The sequence below is a fragment of the Streptomyces sp. NPDC033174 genome (genome assembly GCF_055577795.1).
Window position 1 is genome coordinate 76,077 of sequence record NZ_JBVIPQ010000001.1, and the last position, 14,606, is coordinate 90,682.

The 14,606-nt window shown below is 72.1% G+C and carries 15 protein-coding genes; 8 read left to right on the top strand and 7 right to left on the bottom strand.

Features of this window, described 5'->3' with window-relative positions:
* Positions 1-75: 75 nt before the first annotated feature.
* Positions 76-1,176, top strand: a complete 1,101-nt coding sequence (locus tag ACZ5VC_RS00385) for a pyridoxal-phosphate-dependent aminotransferase family protein (protein ID WP_469118883.1) — start codon at positions 76-78, stop codon at positions 1,174-1,176.
* On the opposite strand, the gene ACZ5VC_RS00390 is transcribed toward ACZ5VC_RS00385, so the two are convergent.
* Entirely contained in the window at positions 1,157-2,038 is an 882-nt protein-coding gene (locus ACZ5VC_RS00390; protein WP_469117924.1) for a LysR family transcriptional regulator, read from the bottom strand. The genes ACZ5VC_RS00385 and ACZ5VC_RS00390 overlap by 20 nt on opposite strands.
* A 531-nt stretch (positions 2,039-2,569) precedes the next feature.
* Between ACZ5VC_RS00390 and ectA the strand changes: the two genes are divergently transcribed.
* Genes ectA through thpD form a run of 4 tightly spaced genes read left to right on the top strand, consistent with a single transcriptional unit; the run spans position 2,570 to position 5,674 of the window.
* Positions 2,570-3,073 (top strand): diaminobutyrate acetyltransferase, encoded by a 504-nt coding sequence (gene ectA / locus ACZ5VC_RS00395; protein ID WP_468711275.1) that lies wholly within the window; start codon positions 2,570-2,572, stop codon positions 3,071-3,073.
* 33 nt (positions 3,074-3,106) lie between these two features.
* Positions 3,107-4,375, top strand: coding sequence for a diaminobutyrate--2-oxoglutarate transaminase (gene ectB, locus ACZ5VC_RS00400; RefSeq protein WP_468711272.1), 1,269 nt, complete (start codon positions 3,107-3,109; stop codon positions 4,373-4,375).
* Between the two features lie 30 nt (positions 4,376-4,405).
* Positions 4,406-4,804: an ectoine synthase gene (locus ACZ5VC_RS00405; protein ID WP_468711269.1), complete on the top strand. Its 399-nt coding sequence runs from the start codon at positions 4,406-4,408 to the stop codon at positions 4,802-4,804.
* Positions 4,805-4,807: 3 nt separating this feature from the next.
* A complete protein-coding gene (thpD, locus tag ACZ5VC_RS00410; RefSeq protein ID WP_469117925.1) occupies positions 4,808-5,674 on the top strand; it encodes an ectoine hydroxylase in 867 nt (288 codons plus the stop codon).
* 100 nt (positions 5,675-5,774) lie between these two features.
* Here thpD and ACZ5VC_RS00415 read toward each other — a convergent pair whose 3' ends face one another.
* Positions 5,775-6,842, bottom strand: coding sequence for an alkene reductase (locus tag ACZ5VC_RS00415; RefSeq protein WP_469117926.1), 1,068 nt, complete (start codon positions 6,840-6,842; stop codon positions 5,775-5,777).
* A gap of 150 nt (positions 6,843-6,992) precedes the next feature.
* Here ACZ5VC_RS00415 and ACZ5VC_RS00420 point away from each other — a divergent pair, with 150 nt between their 5' ends.
* Positions 6,993-7,490: a MarR family winged helix-turn-helix transcriptional regulator gene (locus tag ACZ5VC_RS00420; RefSeq protein ID WP_469117927.1), complete on the top strand. Its 498-nt coding sequence runs from the start codon at positions 6,993-6,995 to the stop codon at positions 7,488-7,490.
* 70 nt (positions 7,491-7,560) lie between these two features.
* Here ACZ5VC_RS00420 and ACZ5VC_RS00425 read toward each other — a convergent pair whose 3' ends face one another.
* The 4 genes from ACZ5VC_RS00425 to ACZ5VC_RS00440 form a co-directional block, all read right to left on the bottom strand.
* Complete coding sequence (locus tag ACZ5VC_RS00425; RefSeq protein WP_469117928.1) at positions 7,561-8,613, bottom strand: aminotransferase class V-fold PLP-dependent enzyme; 1,053 nt, start codon at positions 8,611-8,613, stop codon at positions 7,561-7,563.
* A 69-nt stretch (positions 8,614-8,682) separates the two neighbouring features.
* On the bottom strand, positions 8,683-9,381 hold the full coding sequence (locus ACZ5VC_RS00430) for a DsbA family oxidoreductase (RefSeq protein ID WP_469117929.1): 699 nt from the start codon (positions 9,379-9,381) through the stop codon (positions 8,683-8,685).
* Positions 9,382-9,457: 76 nt separating this feature from the next.
* Positions 9,458-9,934, bottom strand: a complete 477-nt coding sequence (locus tag ACZ5VC_RS00435; RefSeq protein ID WP_469117930.1) for a GNAT family N-acetyltransferase — start codon at positions 9,932-9,934, stop codon at positions 9,458-9,460.
* Positions 9,931-11,052, bottom strand: a complete 1,122-nt coding sequence (locus ACZ5VC_RS00440; RefSeq protein ID WP_469117931.1) for a GlxA family transcriptional regulator — start codon at positions 11,050-11,052, stop codon at positions 9,931-9,933. The genes ACZ5VC_RS00435 and ACZ5VC_RS00440 overlap by 4 nt, the downstream gene beginning before the upstream one ends.
* A gap of 70 nt (positions 11,053-11,122) precedes the next feature.
* Here ACZ5VC_RS00440 and ACZ5VC_RS00445 point away from each other — a divergent pair, with 70 nt between their 5' ends.
* Positions 11,123-12,514, top strand: a complete 1,392-nt coding sequence (locus ACZ5VC_RS00445; RefSeq protein WP_469117932.1) for an MFS transporter — start codon at positions 11,123-11,125, stop codon at positions 12,512-12,514.
* A gap of 74 nt (positions 12,515-12,588) precedes the next feature.
* Here ACZ5VC_RS00445 and ACZ5VC_RS00450 read toward each other — a convergent pair whose 3' ends face one another.
* Positions 12,589-13,512, bottom strand: coding sequence for an AraC family transcriptional regulator (locus tag ACZ5VC_RS00450; protein ID WP_469117933.1), 924 nt, complete (start codon positions 13,510-13,512; stop codon positions 12,589-12,591).
* Between the two features lie 94 nt (positions 13,513-13,606).
* On the opposite strand from ACZ5VC_RS00450, the gene ACZ5VC_RS00455 reads away from it, so the two are divergent.
* Complete coding sequence (locus ACZ5VC_RS00455; protein WP_469117934.1) at positions 13,607-14,605, top strand: zinc-dependent alcohol dehydrogenase family protein; 999 nt, start codon at positions 13,607-13,609, stop codon at positions 14,603-14,605.
* Position 14,606 lies beyond the last annotated feature (1 nt).

Here is a 14,606-nt window from a genome sequence, read left to right on the forward strand (position 1 = left end):
AGCACTGTACGAGCCCTGCTCTACCCTCGGTCGAGGACCTCAGTGAACACCGATCCGACCGAAGTGAGCACCGCCGTGACCCATCCGCTGCTGGACCTGCCCCCGTTGACCGCCGCGCGTTTCGCGGACATCGAGAGGCGGGTCGCCGCCCTGCTCTCCACCGAGCAGGACGTGGTGATCACGCAGGGCGAGGCGCTGCTGCCGCTGGAGGGGTGCATCCGCAGCGGGGCCCGGCCCGGTTCGACCGCGCTGAACGTGATCACCGGGCCGTACGGGCAGACGTTCGGCAACTGGCTTCGGGACTGCGGGGCGACGGTGATCGACCTGGAGGTGCCGTTCCACACCGCGGTAACGGCCGCGCAGATCGAGCAGGCGCTGGCCGAGACCCCGGCAATCGACTTCGTCTCGCTGGTGCACGCCGAGGCGGCGACCGGGAACACCAACCCGGTGGCGGAGATCGGCGAGGTCGTGCGGGCGCACGGCGCGCTGTTCCACCTCGACGCCGTCGCGTCGATAGGCGCCGAGCCGGTGCTGCCGGACGCGTGGGGCGTGGATCTGTGCGTCATCGGCGCACAGAAGGCGATGGGCGGCCCGGCGGGGGTCTCGGCGGTGTCGGTGAGCGAGCGCGCGTGGGCGCGATTCGCCGCGAACCCGGCGGCGCCCCGGCGTTCATACCTCTCGCTGCTGGACTGGAAGGAGCGCTGGATCGACAGTGGCCGCAGAGCGCTGCCGCACGCTCCGGCGCAGTTGGAGATGCTCGCTCTCGAGGCGAGTGTGAAGCGCATCGAGGAGGAGGGCCTGGAGGCGCTGATGGCCCGTCACGCCTCGGCAGCCGCGGCCACGCGCGCCGGTGCGTCGGTACTGGGCGGCGGCCTGGAGCCGTATGTGCACGAGGCACGCGACGCGGCACCGGTGGCCACGACGCTCCGCGCGCCGTCGGGGACCGACGCGGCCGAGCTGGTGGCCCGGGCGCTCGCGGCGGACCCTTCGGTGCCGCTGGCCGCGGGTGGCGGGGCGCTGTCCAAGGAGATGATCCGGGTCAACCACTACGGCCGGGACGCGGCGCCGGAGGTCGTGGAGTCGTCGCTGGCGGCGCTGGCCGCGGCGCTCGGCGAGGCGGGCGCGACGGTGGATCTCCCGGGCGCGCGCCGGGCGGTCACCGAGGCGTGGCGGTAAGCGCGTCGAGCAGGGCCTGTACGGGTGGGGCGGGGGACTCCGCCCGTACGGCGAGCGAGACGGGGACGGTGAGTCCCGGGAGCGTACGGAAGACGATCCGGTCGGTCGGCGGCAGCGGGCCCACCGGATAGAAGACGGTCCACGAGGGCTCGGGGTCGGCGGCCAGCTCGGTCAGCGTCTCCTTGAGCGTGGTGAAGGGCGGCCCCGGCAGCCAGCGCGGCAGCGCGCCGGTGATCAGGTCGTGGAAGGCCGGATTGGCGTCGCGCGGGGCGAGACGCAGGGGGAGCGCGGCGAGCCGTTCGAGGTCGACGGGCCCGCTCGCCGCGCCCGGCCCGTCCACCGGAACATGCGCGGCGGGCAGCGCCGCGATCAGGGGGTCCGCCCAGAGCGGGTGGAGGGTGAGCCCCTCCGCGTGGCGCAGGGTGCGGACCAGTGCCGCGTCGAACAGGCCGGACCGTACGGCGGCCAGCCGGGCCTCCTGGGGTGCCCGTTCCAGCCGGACGCGCAGCCCGGGCCGGTGCGTGGCCAGGGTGTCGAGGGCGCGGTAGACGCGGTCGGCGAACGCCCGGCTCGTCCCGAGCCGCACCAGCCCGTCCGTCCCGGCCGCGATGCCCGCGGCGGTGGCCCGCACCCCGGCGGCGGCGGCCAGGGCGGCCCGCGCCTCGGGCAGGAGCCGCTCCCCCGCCGCGGTGAGCCGCACCTGCCGCGCCGAGCGGTCGAAGAGTCGCAGCCCGAGCTCCCGCTCCAGCCGACCGATCTGCCGGCTCACCGCGGCCTGGACGATGTGCAGCCGCTCGGCGGCTCGCCCGAAGCCGAGCTCTTCCGCCACCGCGACGAAGTACTCCAGCTGACGCAGCTCCACGGGAACGCCCCCACTCATCGCCGTTCGTGATCACTGTGGTGCTCAACTGCTTCGTGGGCGTGCCTGGTTCCCGGGAGGGGCGGAAATCCCGCCGAACGAGTGGGGAGGGAGCGCTGTTCCGCCTTCCGCCGGACTGCGCCGCGACGGAGGCGTCTGTGGGCGCACCCGGAGAAGTTACGGCGGGCACTTGCCGGAAAAGCAGAATTGGCCTTGAATCCCGAATAACAGAACGGAATTCACCGGAGATAGTTCACCGCATTCTTCTGCCCGGATTTCCCAGTCCTAAACGCAAAGATTTTCACACGCACCATAAGGGCAATTCGGACAGACACCGGGGCGATTTCCATTGTGTGACCGACTCCACATCACCCCTGGTCGGAGGCCCTTTCTGCCCGGATATTTCTGGGCAGATGGGCCTCCAGCATCGATGGCTCGCGCACCGGACGCGCCCGCGCGATAACACACTTTCCGCGTGCGCCCAACACCTTCGGGGCATGCAATTTCCGAATGCGATCGGTAAATTCAATCCGCATGACCGCCGCACAAGCAGCCATTGTTCTGGACAGCCCACGAGTGGAGGACGGAGCCGCGATCTGGCGAATTGCCCGCGACTCCGAGGTCCTGGACCTCAACTCCTCGTACAGCTACCTGCTGTGGTGCCGTGACTTCGCGGCGACCTCAGTGGTGGCCCGGGATTCCGACGGCGAGCCGATCGCCTTCGTCACGGGGTACGTCCGGCCGGAGCGCCCGCGGACGCTGGTCGTCTGGCAGGTCGCCGTCGACCACGACCACCGGGGCCGAGGGCTGGCCGGGGTCCTGCTCGACGCGCTGACCGCCCGCACGGCCGGGCTCGGGATCGACACGCTGGAGACCACGGTCACACCGGACAACACCGCGTCCGACCGGCTGTTCACCTCGTACGCCGAGCGCCGGGGCGCGTCCCTGGAGCGTGCCGTCCTCTTCGACGGCGGGCTCTTCCCCGAAGGGACCCACCAGCCAGAGGTGCTGTACCGCATCGGCCCGATCACCGCCTGAAGCAACCCCGTACCCCCCACCGAGGAGAACGCCGTGACCATTTCCCCGCCCGCCCTGAGCGTCTTCGAGACCCTTGAGTCGGAGGTGCGCAGCTACTGCCGCGGCTGGCCGGCCGTGTTCGACCGCGCGCAGGGCGCCCGTCTCACCGACGAGGACGGCCACAGCTATCTGGACTTCTTCGCCGGTGCCGGCTCACTCAATTACGGTCACAACAACCCCGTACTGAAACGGGCGCTGATCGACTACATCGAGCGTGACGGCATCACCCACGGCCTCGACATGGCGACCACCGCCAAGCGTGCGTTCCTGGAGTCGTTCCAGAACGTGATCCTGCGGCCGCGGGACCTGCCGTACAAGGTGATGTTCCCGGGCCCGACCGGCACCAACGCCGTCGAGTCCGCGCTGAAGCTCGCCCGCAAGGTGAAAGGCCGCGAGTCGGTCGTCTCCTTCACCAACGCGTTCCACGGCATGTCGCTGGGCTCGCTCGCCGTCACCGGAAACGCCTTCAAGCGCGCCGGCGCCGGCATCCCGCTGGTGCACGGCACCCCGATGCCGTTCGACAACTACTTCGACGGCCAGGTGCCGGACTTCCTGTGGTTCGAGCGTCTCCTGGAGGACCAGGGCTCCGGGCTCAACAAGCCGGCGGCCGTCATCGTGGAGACCGTGCAGGGCGAGGGCGGCATCAACGTCGCCCGCAACGAGTGGCTGCGCGCGCTGTCCGACCTCTGCCGCCGCCAGGACATGCTGCTGATCGTGGACGACATCCAGATGGGCTGCGGCCGCACCGGAGGGTTCTTCTCCTTCGAGGAGGCCGGGATCACCCCGGACATCGTCACCCTGTCCAAGTCCATCAGCGGCTACGGACTGCCCATGTCGCTCTGCCTGTTCAAGCCGGAGCTGGACATCTGGGAGCCGGGCGAGCACAACGGCACCTTCCGCGGCAACAACCCGGCCTTCGTGACCGCCGCGGCCGCGCTCGACGCCTACTGGGCCGACGGCCAGATGGAGAAGCAGACCATCGCCCGCGGCGAGCAGGTCGAGCAGGCTCTGCTGTCGATCTGCGAGGAGAACTCCGCCTACGGAGCGCACTTCCGCGGTCGCGGCCTCGTCTGGGGCCTGGAGTTCGCCGACCGGACCCGCGCGTCGGCGGTGTGCGCCCGCGCCTTCGAGCTGGGCCTGCTGCTGGAGACCTCCGGGCCGGAGAGCCAGGTCGTGAAGCTGCTGCCGCCGCTGACCATCACCCCCGACGAGCTGGACGAAGGGCTGCGCACGCTGGCCCGCGCGGTCCGCGAGACCGCCTGAACACCACGCACACAAGGGAGTTGCACCACCGTGATCGTCCGATCGTTGAAGGACATCGAGAACACCGAACGCCATGTGAAGTCGGCCTCCGGGACCTGGGAGAGCAAGCGCATCGTGCTCGCCAAGGAGAAGGTGGGCTTCTCACTGCACGAGACCGTGCTGTACGCCGGCACGGAGACGTCGATGTGGTACGCCAACCACATCGAGGCCGTGCTGTGCGTCGAGGGCGAGGCCGAGCTCACCGACGACGAGACCGGCCGAACGCACTGGATCGAGCCCGGCACGATGTATCTGCTGGACGGGCATGAGCGGCACACGCTGCGGCCCAAGACGGACTTCCGTTGCGTCTGCGTCTTCAACCCGCCGGTCACCGGACGGGAGGACCACGACGAGAACGGCGTCTATCCCCTGCTGACCGAGGAGGCCTGAGCCATGACCGACGTACTGACCGATCTGTACCCGACCCGTGGCGCCACCGAGGTCGCGACCCCGCGCCGGGACCCGGTCGTCTGGGGGTCCGCCCCGGGCCTGGAGTCGTTCGAGCGGGACGGCTTCCTCACCGACCCCGGGCTGCTGACGGACGACGAGGTCGCCGTCTACAAGGCGGAGCTCGACCGGCTGATCGCCGATCCGGCCATCCGCGCCGACGCCCGCTCGATCGTCGAGCCGAAGTCCCAGGACGTCCGCTCGGTGTTCGAGGTCCACCGGATCAGCGAGGTCTTCGCGCGGCTGGTGCGCGACGAGCGGGTCGTGGGCCGGGCCCGGGAGATCCTCGGCTCGGACGTCTACGTCCACCAGTCGCGGATCAACGTGAAGCCCGGGTTCGGCGCCTCCGGCTTCTACTGGCACTCGGACTTCGAGACCTGGCACGCGGAGGACGGGATGCCGCGGATGCGCGCGGTGTCCGTGTCGATCGCGCTGACCGAGAACCACGACACCAACGGCGGCCTGATGATCATGCCGGGCTCGCACAGGACGTTCCTCGGCTGCGCGGGCGAGACGCCCAAGGACAACTACAAGAAGTCCCTGCAGATGCAGGACGCCGGCACCCCGTCGGACGAGGCCCTGACGAGGATGGCCGAGGCACACGGGATCAAGCTGTTCACCGGGCGCGCCGGTTCGGCTACCTGGTTCGACTGCAACTGCATGCACGGCTCGGGGGACAACATCACCCCGTACCCGCGCAGCAATGTCTTCATCGTCTTCAACAGCGTGGAGAACGCCGCCGAGGAGCCGTTCGCGGCGCCCGTACGGCGGCCCGAGTTCATCGGCGCACGGGACTTCACCCCGGTGCGGTGAGCCGGGAAAGGGGGCCCGTCGCCCGTGGGCGGCGGGCCCCCTTCGTCGTGCCGTCGTGCCGTCGCGGCGTGCCGTCGTGGCGTCGCGGCGTGGCGTCGTACTACCGCGCCAGCGCCGGGTAGTCGGTGTAGCCCTTGTGGTCGCCGCCGTAGAACGTCGCCCGGTCCGGCGTGTTGTACGGGCCGTCGGCCGCGAGGCGGGCCGGCAGGTCCGGGTTGGCCAGGAACAGCGCGCCGAAGGAGACGATGTCCGCGGTGCCGTCCTCGACGAGCGCGAGCGACTCGGCACCGGTCGGGCTCGGCCTCAGCGGGTTCAGGATGAACGTCCCCGAGAAGCGCTTGCGCAGCGCCAGCGTCAGCTCGCGCGGGTTCGAGCCGCCCTCGGCGACATGCAGGTACGCGAGGCCGAGCGGCTCGATCGCGTCGACGAGCGCGGTGTACGTCGGCTCCGGCTCGGGCTCGTCGATGCCGTTGAACGGGTTTCCGGGGGAGATGCGCAGACCGGTGCGCTCGGGGCCGATCTCGGCGGCGACGGCCCTGGCGACCTCGACGGCGAACCGGATGCGGCCCTTGACGGAGCCGCCCCAGCCGTCGGTGCGCACATTGGTGTTGGGCGCGAGGAACTGGTGGATCAGATAGCCGTTGGCGCCGTGCAGTTCCACGCCGTCGAAGCCGGCGTTCACGGCGTTGCGGGCTGCGGTCGCGAACTCCTCGACGGTGCGGTGGACTTCGGCGTCGGACAGCTCGTGCGGGACGGGGAAGGCCTTCGGCCCCTCGTGGGTGTAGACCTGCCCCTCGGCGGCCACGGCGGACGCGCCCACCGGGTGCAGGCCGTCGTCCAGGAGGTCCGGGTGGCCGATCCGGCCGGCGTGCATGAGCTGGGCGAAGATCTTTCCGCCCTTGGCGTGGACGGCGTCGGTGACCTTGCGCCAGGCGGCGGTCTGTTCGGCGCTGTGCAGGCCGGGCGTGTGAGGGTATCCCTGGCCGACGGCGGACGGCTGGGTGCCCTCGGTGATGATCAGGCCGGCCGAGGCGCGCTGGGCGTAGTACTCGGCGGTCAGATCGGTCGGAACGCGGCCCTCGGCGCGGCTGCGGGTCATCGGCGCCATGGCGATGCGGTTGGCCAGGTGGGTGCCGGCGAGGTCGATCGGATCGAAAGCGGTGGTCACTGAATGCCCCCAGAGCACTATGTGGCCGACCAATTTGTGGTCGGCCAACTATTTCCACTGAGGGCACTGTAACGCATTACTTGGCCGACCAAGGTATTCTTTCGGTACCACCGCGGACGCCGTACCGCGGGGGCGAGCGAAGGAGTTCCGATGTCCGAGCCGGCGGACCCCGCCTGTCCCACCGCGAAGCTGCCGTCCGCCGCGCGCGGCGGCCCGGTGAGCCACGCCCTGGCCCGTGTGGCCCGGCTCCATCGGACCGCCGCAGGCAAGGCGCTCAAGGACGTCGGCCTCTACCCGGGCCAGGAGTTCCTGATGATGTGCCTGTGGGATTCCGGCCCGGTGCGCCAGTCGGACCTGATCAAGGCCGTGGAGCTCGACCCGTCGACCGTCACCAAGATGCTGCAGCGCCTGGAGCAGGCCGGACACGTCCGCCGCTCCCCCGACCCGGCGGACCGCCGGGCCGTCCTGGTCGAGGCCACCTGCGACAACGGCTCACTGAGCGGCGAGGTCGCGCAGGTCTGGAGCGGCCTGGAGGAGCGCAGCCTCCAGGGTCTCGACGCGCGGGAGCGCGGCGAACTGGCCCGGCTCCTGTCCCTCGTGGAGGAGAACCTCTGCAAGGAGGCGGCGGGGGACTGCCCCGGGATGTAGGGCCTCTCGTTCGGATCCCGCCGGGCTCGCGTCCCCCGCCCACGGATCCGGCCCGATCCGAACGAAAGACCTAGGCGGCGCCGTCCAGGACCTCCAGCGCCCGGTCCACGTCCGCGGCCGAGTTGTAGAGGTGGAAGGAGAGCCGGAGGTTGCCCGCCCGGTCGGAGGTGAGGACCCCGGCCCGCACCAGGTCGCCGTGGCGGTGGCCCAGCCCCGGCACAGCCACGACCGCCGAGTCGCCCGGCACCACCGCATGGCCGATCCGCGCCACGCCCTCCCGGAAGCGGGTGGCGAGGGCCGTGTTGTGGGCGTGGATCCGCTCGATCCCGATCTCGTTCAGCAGCGCGAGCGAATGCTCGGCTCCGTGGTACGAGAGGAACGACGGAGGCTCGTCGAAGCGGCGGGCCGAGCGGGCCAGTTCGGCGACGGGACCGTAGGTGCTGGCCCACACGTCCTCTCCCGAGACCCAGCCGGCGTGGATGGGTACCAGGGAGTCCTGGGCCTCCTCGGTGACGGTCAGGAAGGACGCCCCGCGCGGGCAGAGCAGGAACTTGTAGCCGCCCGCGACCGTGTAGTCCCACTCCCCCGCGTCCAGCGGCAGCCAGCCCGCCGACTGGGTGGCGTCGAGGAGCGTACGGGCACCGTGCGCGGCCGCCGCGGCCCGCACCGCCGCCAGGTCGGCGCTCCGGCCGTCCGCGGACTGCACCGAGGAGAAGGCGACCAGCGCCGTCTCCGGGCGCACCTCCTCGGCCAGCGACTCCAGGGGTACGAGGCGGACCTTGAGGTCGCCGCGCACCTCGAAGGGGGTGATGACCGAGCTGAACTCGCCCTCCGGAAGAAGGACTTCGGCGCCGGCGGGCAGCGACTGGGCGATCAGGCCGACGTGGACGGAGACCGACGAGCCGACGGCGACCCGGTCCGGATGGACGCCGGCGAGCTTCGCGAAGCCGGCCCGGGCCGCCGCCACCCGGTCGAAGTCACCCGCCCCTCCGGGCCGGCCGGCCGCGTTCTCCTCGACGAGCTTCCTGACGGCCTCCACGGTCCGGCGGGGCAGCAGCCCACAGCTCGAGGTGTTCAGATATGTCTGCGCGGGCGCGAACTCGGCGCCTCCCAGGGTCTCCATGACTCCACCCTGGAGCGCCTCCGACCCAAAGTCAATTACTTAAAGTTAAGGGGTATACCCAAGCGTTACTTATAGGTCGCAGGTTCCGTCGGCGTCGCACGCCTCGCCCTGGGCTCCGGCCGGCTGGACGGCCCGGCCCTGCCAGGCCTGCTCCAGAGCCTGGGTGAAGACCTCCGCGGGCTGCCCGCCGGAGATCCCGTAGCGCCGGTCGAGGACGAAGAAGGGCACACCGTTCGCGCCCAGCTCGGCGGCCTCGCGCTCATCGGCGCGTACGGCGTCGGCGTACGCCTCCCCGTCGGCGAGCACGGCACGCACCTCGGTCTCGTCGAGGCCCGCTTCGACGGCGAGGCCGACCAGCGCCTCGGGGTCGAAGACCGAGCGCTCCTCGGCGAAGTTCGCCCGGTAGGCGAGGTCCAGCAGCTCGTTCTGACGGCCGCGCTCGCGGGCCAGGTGGAGCAGCCGGTGGATGTCGAAGGTGTTGCCGTGGTCGCGGCCCTCCGTGCGGTAATCGAGGCCCTCGGAGCGGGCGTTGGAGGCGACGTGCTCCTCCATGGCCCGCGCCTCCTCGCGGGTGCGGCCGTACTTCCTGGCCAGCATGTCGATCACCGGCGCGGTGTCGCCCTTGGCCCGGCCCGGGTCGAGCTCGAAGGAGCGGTGCACCACCTCGACGTCGTCGCGGTGGGCGAAGGCCGCGAGCCCCTTCTCGAAGCGGGCCTTCCCGATGTAGCACCACGGGCAGGCGATGTCGCTCCAGATCTCGACGCGCATGTGTCTGCTTCTTTCCAGGTCGTACGGTGCGGAGGCCCCCTCCGCCGTCTCCGGGGCAACGCGGCCGCCCCCCGGCTCATTCCTGGGGCGGCGCCAGTGTGAGGCGGAGCACGAGATGGGTGCCGGAGCGCGGAGCCGCCAGGTCCGGTTCCCATCCACGGCCGGTGTAGAAGGCCTGGGCTCGGGTGTTGTGTTCGTACACCTCCAGGCGCGCGGTGGGAACGCCGTCCCGCCGCCAGGCTTCGACGCACGCCGTGTGCAGCTCGGTGCCGACGCCCTGGCGCCAGCGGGCGGGGGCGACATGGAGCTGGGTGAGGTTCATGACGCCGTCGCGAACGCCGTAGGCCGCGATGCCGGCGATCTCGCCGTCCCGTTCGGCGCACAGCACCGCGCGGCGTTCGACCGCCGCGGCCCAGCCGTCTCGGGTCCTGGCAAGCTCGGCCGGGCCCTCGAAGTCGGCGTCCGGGATGTGGCCCCGGTAGTAGGTGGCGCGGGCCTCGGTGTGGAGGACGGCGATGGCGTCGAGGTCGTCGGGCGTGGCACGTCTGATCATGCCGGGAGGGACGCGGAAGGGCGTGCCCCGGTTGCGCCCCGGCGCACGACGGGCCCGATCGCGAGCGGGGCCCCGGCAATGTCCACGCGGTCCGGCGCGTCCCGGCCGGTGGGCGCGTCCCGGGCGACCCGGCCGGCCGGCGCGACGCGGGCCTCGCCGGCGACGCGGGTGAACGAGCCCCGGTAGGCGCTCGGCGTCAGCCCGGTCCGCCGCTGTACATGCCGGCGCAGTGAGTCGGCGGTGCCCAGGCCGCTCGACCGCGCCACCTGGTCCATGCCCAGCTCCGTGGTCTCCAGCAGCTCCTTTGCCCGCTCGATGCGCTGGTGGAGCAGCCACTGCAGGGGACTGACGCCCGTCTCGGCGTGGAAGCGGCGGGAGAGCGTACGGACGGAGACCCCGGCGTGGCGCGCCAGGTCGGTCAGGGTGAGCGGCTCGTCGAGGTGGCGCATCGCCCAGGCGCGGGTGCGGGCGAAGGACACGCCGCGCTCGGGCGGCAGCGGGGTCTGGGTGAACTGGGTCTGGCCGCCCGGCCGTACGGGCGCGACCAGCGCGAGCCGGGCCACGGTGTTGGCGACGGCGGCGCCGTAGTCGGTACGGATGATGTGGAGGCACAGGTCGATCCCGGCCGCGTAGCCGGACGAGGTGACGATCGGCCCGTCCTGGACGAACAGCACGTCCTCCTGGAGGTTGACGGCGGGATAGCGGGCGGCGAGTTTCTCCGTGTAGGTCCAGTAGGTGGTCGCCGCCCGGCCGTCCAGCAGCCCGGCGGCCGCCAGGGCGAACGCGCCGGTGCAGATGGAGGCGATCCGCTTGCCGTCGGCCGCGGCGCGGCACAGCGCGTCGAGGACCCTGGGGTCGGGCTCCTCGTACGACCCGCTGCCGGCGAGCACCACGGTGTCGGCGCGGTCCACCACGTCGAGGCCGTGCGGCACGACCAGGTCCAGGCCGCCGGCCGTGGTGACCGGCCCGGGGTCGGGTGCGCAGATCAGCGTCTCGTACGCCGGGGCACCCTCCACCTCGACCTTGCCGAAGAGCATCTCGGGGACGGAGAGGTTGAACATCGAGACGGGTGGGGCGGCGATCACCGCGACCCGTCGCGGCCGTGGAGCCGACAGCATGGCCAGAACCTCCGGACGTATGGCATTCCCGCCACTACTCTAGGGCGTCGAAGATCGCGAGGCTGGGCGCATGGCTACGAAGCAACTGCGCGAACCCCCTCTCGAACAAGGCGAGTCCGTCTTTGCCGGGCAGCCGGCCGGGCGCGGGCGCGGCCCCGGCGCGGCGCTCACCGCCGCCATGCTCGGCTTCGCGCTCATCACCCTCGACACGTCCGTCGTCAATGTCGCCCTGCCCGCGATCGGCGCGGATCTGGGCACCGCGCTGACCGGCCTCCAGTGGGTCGTGGACGCCTACACCCTCGCCTTCGCCGCGCTGCTGCTGTCCACCGGCGCGCTGGCGGACCGGGCCGGGGCCAGCCGCGCCTACGCCGGCGGGGTCGTCCTCTTCACGCTCGCGTCCGCGGCCTGTGGACTCGCGCCCGGGCTGCCCGCGCTGCTCGCCGCCCGGGTGGTGCAGGGCGTCGCCGCGGCCGTGATGCTGCCCGCCTCGCTGGCACTGGTCCGTGAGGCGTACGCCGATCCGGCGCGGCGGGCCAGCGCGGTGTCGCTGTGGGCGGCGGGCGGCACGGTCGCCGTCGCCCTGGGTCCGGTCGCGGGCGGTGCGCTCACCAGCGCCTGGAGCTGGCGCTGGATCTTCTTCATCAATCTGCCGCTGGGGCTGCTCGCGCTCGCGCTGCTGACCCGTACCGCCCGTTCACGCCCCCGCCCGGCGCCGCTGGACGTGCCCGGGCAGCTGACCGCCGTGGTCGCGCTCGGCGCGCTGACGTTCGCCGCGATCGAGGGCGGCCGGGCAGGTCTGTGGGCGCTGGGGGTGGCGGTGGTCGCCTTCGCCGCCTTCCTGCGGATCGAGACGCGCCATCCGCATCCGGTCGTGCCGCTGGGGCTCTTCCGCTCCACGAAGGTGGCGGTGGCCGTCGCCGCGGGATCCGCCAACAGCGTGGCCTTCTACGGCATGATCTTCGTCTTCAGTCTCTTCTTCCAACAGGTGCTGGACCTCTCGCCGCTCGGCGCCGGGCTGATGTTCCTGCCGATGACGGGCCTGCTCGCGGGGGTGAACGTGGCCTCGGCCAAGGTCGCGGCCCGCTGGGGAGCCCGGCTGCCGATCGTCACGGGTCAGCTGGTCGCGGTCGGCGGACTGCTGCTTCTGCTGGGCGTCGACGACTCCACACCCCTCCCCCTGCTGGCCGCCGCGCTGATCCCGCTGGCGCTGGGCTGCGGCTTCTCGCTGCCGCCGCTGATCGCCGCGATGATGGAAGCGGTCCCGGCCGAGCGCGCGGGCACGGCCGCCGGGCTGCTCAACGCCGTCCGGCAGACAGCGGGCGGCCTGAGCGTCGCGGTGTTCGGCTCCCTGGTCGCGGGCGGGTTCGAGAGCGGGATGCGGATCAGCCTGATCGTCAGCGCCGTACTGCTCGCCGCCACGGCACTGGCGTCCCTGCGACTGCCGCGCGGCAGAGGGGTGTGAGGCAACGGCGGCCGTGAAGCGCCGAGGGCGTGAGGACCGTCCGCCGTGAGGCTTGTCGCTCTACGGTCCCGGGATCACCCGGCCTGTCTGCGGTACCGGCCGGGTGCCATTCCGTACTCCCGCTTGAAGGCCTTGGCGAAGGCGAACTCGGAGGTGTAGCCGGAGCGTTCGGCCACCGTCCGCAGCGGGGCGTCGTCCGCGCGGAGCAGCCGGCCGGCGGTCGTCATCCGCCACCACGTCAGGTACGTCAGCGGCGGCTGGCCGACGAGGGCGGTGAACCGGCGGGCGAACGCGGCCCGGGACAGCCCCGCCCGGGCGCCGAGCTCCTCGACCGTCCACGCCCGGGCGGGCTCGGCATGGAGGGCGCGCAGCGCGGCGGTGACGGCCGGGTCACCGAGGGCGGCGGCCCAGCCGGTCGGCTCGTCGGCGCCGTTCCGCGTCCACCAGGCGCGCAGCAGATAGAGGAGCAGGGTGTCGAGGAGTGCGGGGACGATCGCGTCCGATCCGGGCTGGGGCTCGGCGAGTTCGGCGCCGAGCAGGTCGACGGCCGACCGGAGCCGGTCGTGCCCGTCGGCCCCGGCCGGGAAATGGATGAACGGCGGCAGCTCGGTGAGCAGCGGATGGGCCCGGTTCCTGCTCAACTGGTAGGCGCCGCAGAGCAGGAGCGTCTCGGGAGCACCTCCGGCCGGGGGCTCGGGGTCCTGGACCCGCGGCCAGGTCCCGTCGGGTGCGAGGACGACGTCGGCGAGCGGCGAGTCGGGGTGGTCGGCGAGCCCGTGACCGTACCCGTGGGCCAGGAACACCACGTCCCCCGGGCCGAGGCGGACCGGCTCGGCGCCGTCCGGCGGCAGCAGCCAGGCCGAGCCCTGGAGGAGCACATGGAACCCGGCGCCGCCGTGGGCGGGGAAACGGACGCCCCACGGGGCGTACTTGAGGTTCCGGCTGGAGTGCGGAAGCCCCGTGCGCATGGCCGCGATCGCGTCGCTCAGTACGTCCATGACCGGCACCGTACCCCGTGGCGGAGACGCTGGGACATAAAGGCAATCCCTTGGGACATGGATCGTCTCGCGGCCGCCTCCTACGGTCGTTTCCATGACAACGAACCGGATGACCAAGGCAGTTCTCTTCCATGAGCTCGGCGGGCCCGAGGTGCTCACCGTCGAGGACGTACCGCTGGCCGGCCCCGGGCCCGGCGAGGTGCTCGTCAAGGTCGAGGCGATCGGGCTCAACCGCGCCGAGGCGCTGTTCCGCGCGGGCGGGTACTACTACCCGGCCACGCTCCCCGGCTCCCGGCTCGGCTACGAGGCGGCCGGTGTGGTGGAGGCGGTCGGCGAGGGCGTGAGCGCGTTCGCGCCCGGCGACGCGGTGATGGCCGCCGCCAACTTCGACTTCGGGGTCCACGGTGTGTACGGCGAGCGGATCGTCCTGCCGCAGGAGTCGGTGCTGCGCCGGCCGGAGGGAGCCGACGCGGTGACGACCGCGGCGCTGTGGCTGGCGTACTCGACGGCGTACGGCGGGATGGTGGAGACCGGCGGCCTGCGCCCCGGCGACCATGTGTTGATCACCGGCGGTTCCAGTGGGGTCGGGACAGCCGCAATCCAGACGGCGCTGCAGGTCGGGGCGGTGCCCATCGTCACCACCCGCGGCGAGGAGAAGCGGCAGCGGCTGCTCGGCCTGGGTGCCGCGCACGTGATCACCACCGACACCGAGGATCTGGTGAAGGAGGTCGGGCGGTTCACCGGCGGCAAGGGCGCCGAGCTGGCCTTCGACGCGATCGGCGGCCCCGGTTTCGCCGCGCTCGGGGACGCGCTCGTGACCGGGGGGACCGCCGTGCTCTACGGATGGCTGGACCCGCGCCCCGTCGCGCTGTCCATGAACTGGCCGCTGACCATCCGCACGTACAACAACGGCGCTCTCGTGGGCAGCGAGGACTTCCGGCGCCGGGCGAGCCACTTCATCGCTGCCGGGCTGGCCGGCGGCGTGCTCGCGCCGGTCATCGCCGAGACCTTCGAGGGCCTCGGGCGGATCAACGACGCCCACCGGCTGATGGAGTCCAACACCCACACCGGCAAGATCGTCGTGACGGTCTGAG

Coding starts and splice junctions, on each gene's coding strand:
- ectA (WP_468711275.1), top strand. CDS start 2,570: ATGACCGCCGCACAAGCAGCCATTGTTCTGGACAGCCCACGAGTGGAG.
- ACZ5VC_RS00445 (WP_469117932.1), top strand. CDS start 11,123: ATGGCTACGAAGCAACTGCGCGAACCCCCTCTCGAACAAGGCGAGTCC.
- ACZ5VC_RS00425 (WP_469117928.1), bottom strand. CDS start 8,613: ATGGAGACCCTGGGAGGCGCCGAGTTCGCGCCCGCGCAGACATATCTG.
- ACZ5VC_RS00440 (WP_469117931.1), bottom strand. CDS start 11,052: ATGCTGTCGGCTCCACGGCCGCGACGGGTCGCGGTGATCGCCGCCCCA.
- ACZ5VC_RS00430 (WP_469117929.1), bottom strand. CDS start 9,381: ATGCGCGTCGAGATCTGGAGCGACATCGCCTGCCCGTGGTGCTACATC.
- ACZ5VC_RS00420 (WP_469117927.1), top strand. CDS start 6,993: ATGTCCGAGCCGGCGGACCCCGCCTGTCCCACCGCGAAGCTGCCGTCC.
- thpD (WP_469117925.1), top strand. CDS start 4,808: ATGACCGACGTACTGACCGATCTGTACCCGACCCGTGGCGCCACCGAG.
- ACZ5VC_RS00455 (WP_469117934.1), top strand. CDS start 13,607: ATGACAACGAACCGGATGACCAAGGCAGTTCTCTTCCATGAGCTCGGC.
- ACZ5VC_RS00435 (WP_469117930.1), bottom strand. CDS start 9,934: ATGATCAGACGTGCCACGCCCGACGACCTCGACGCCATCGCCGTCCTC.
- ACZ5VC_RS00450 (WP_469117933.1), bottom strand. CDS start 13,512: ATGGACGTACTGAGCGACGCGATCGCGGCCATGCGCACGGGGCTTCCG.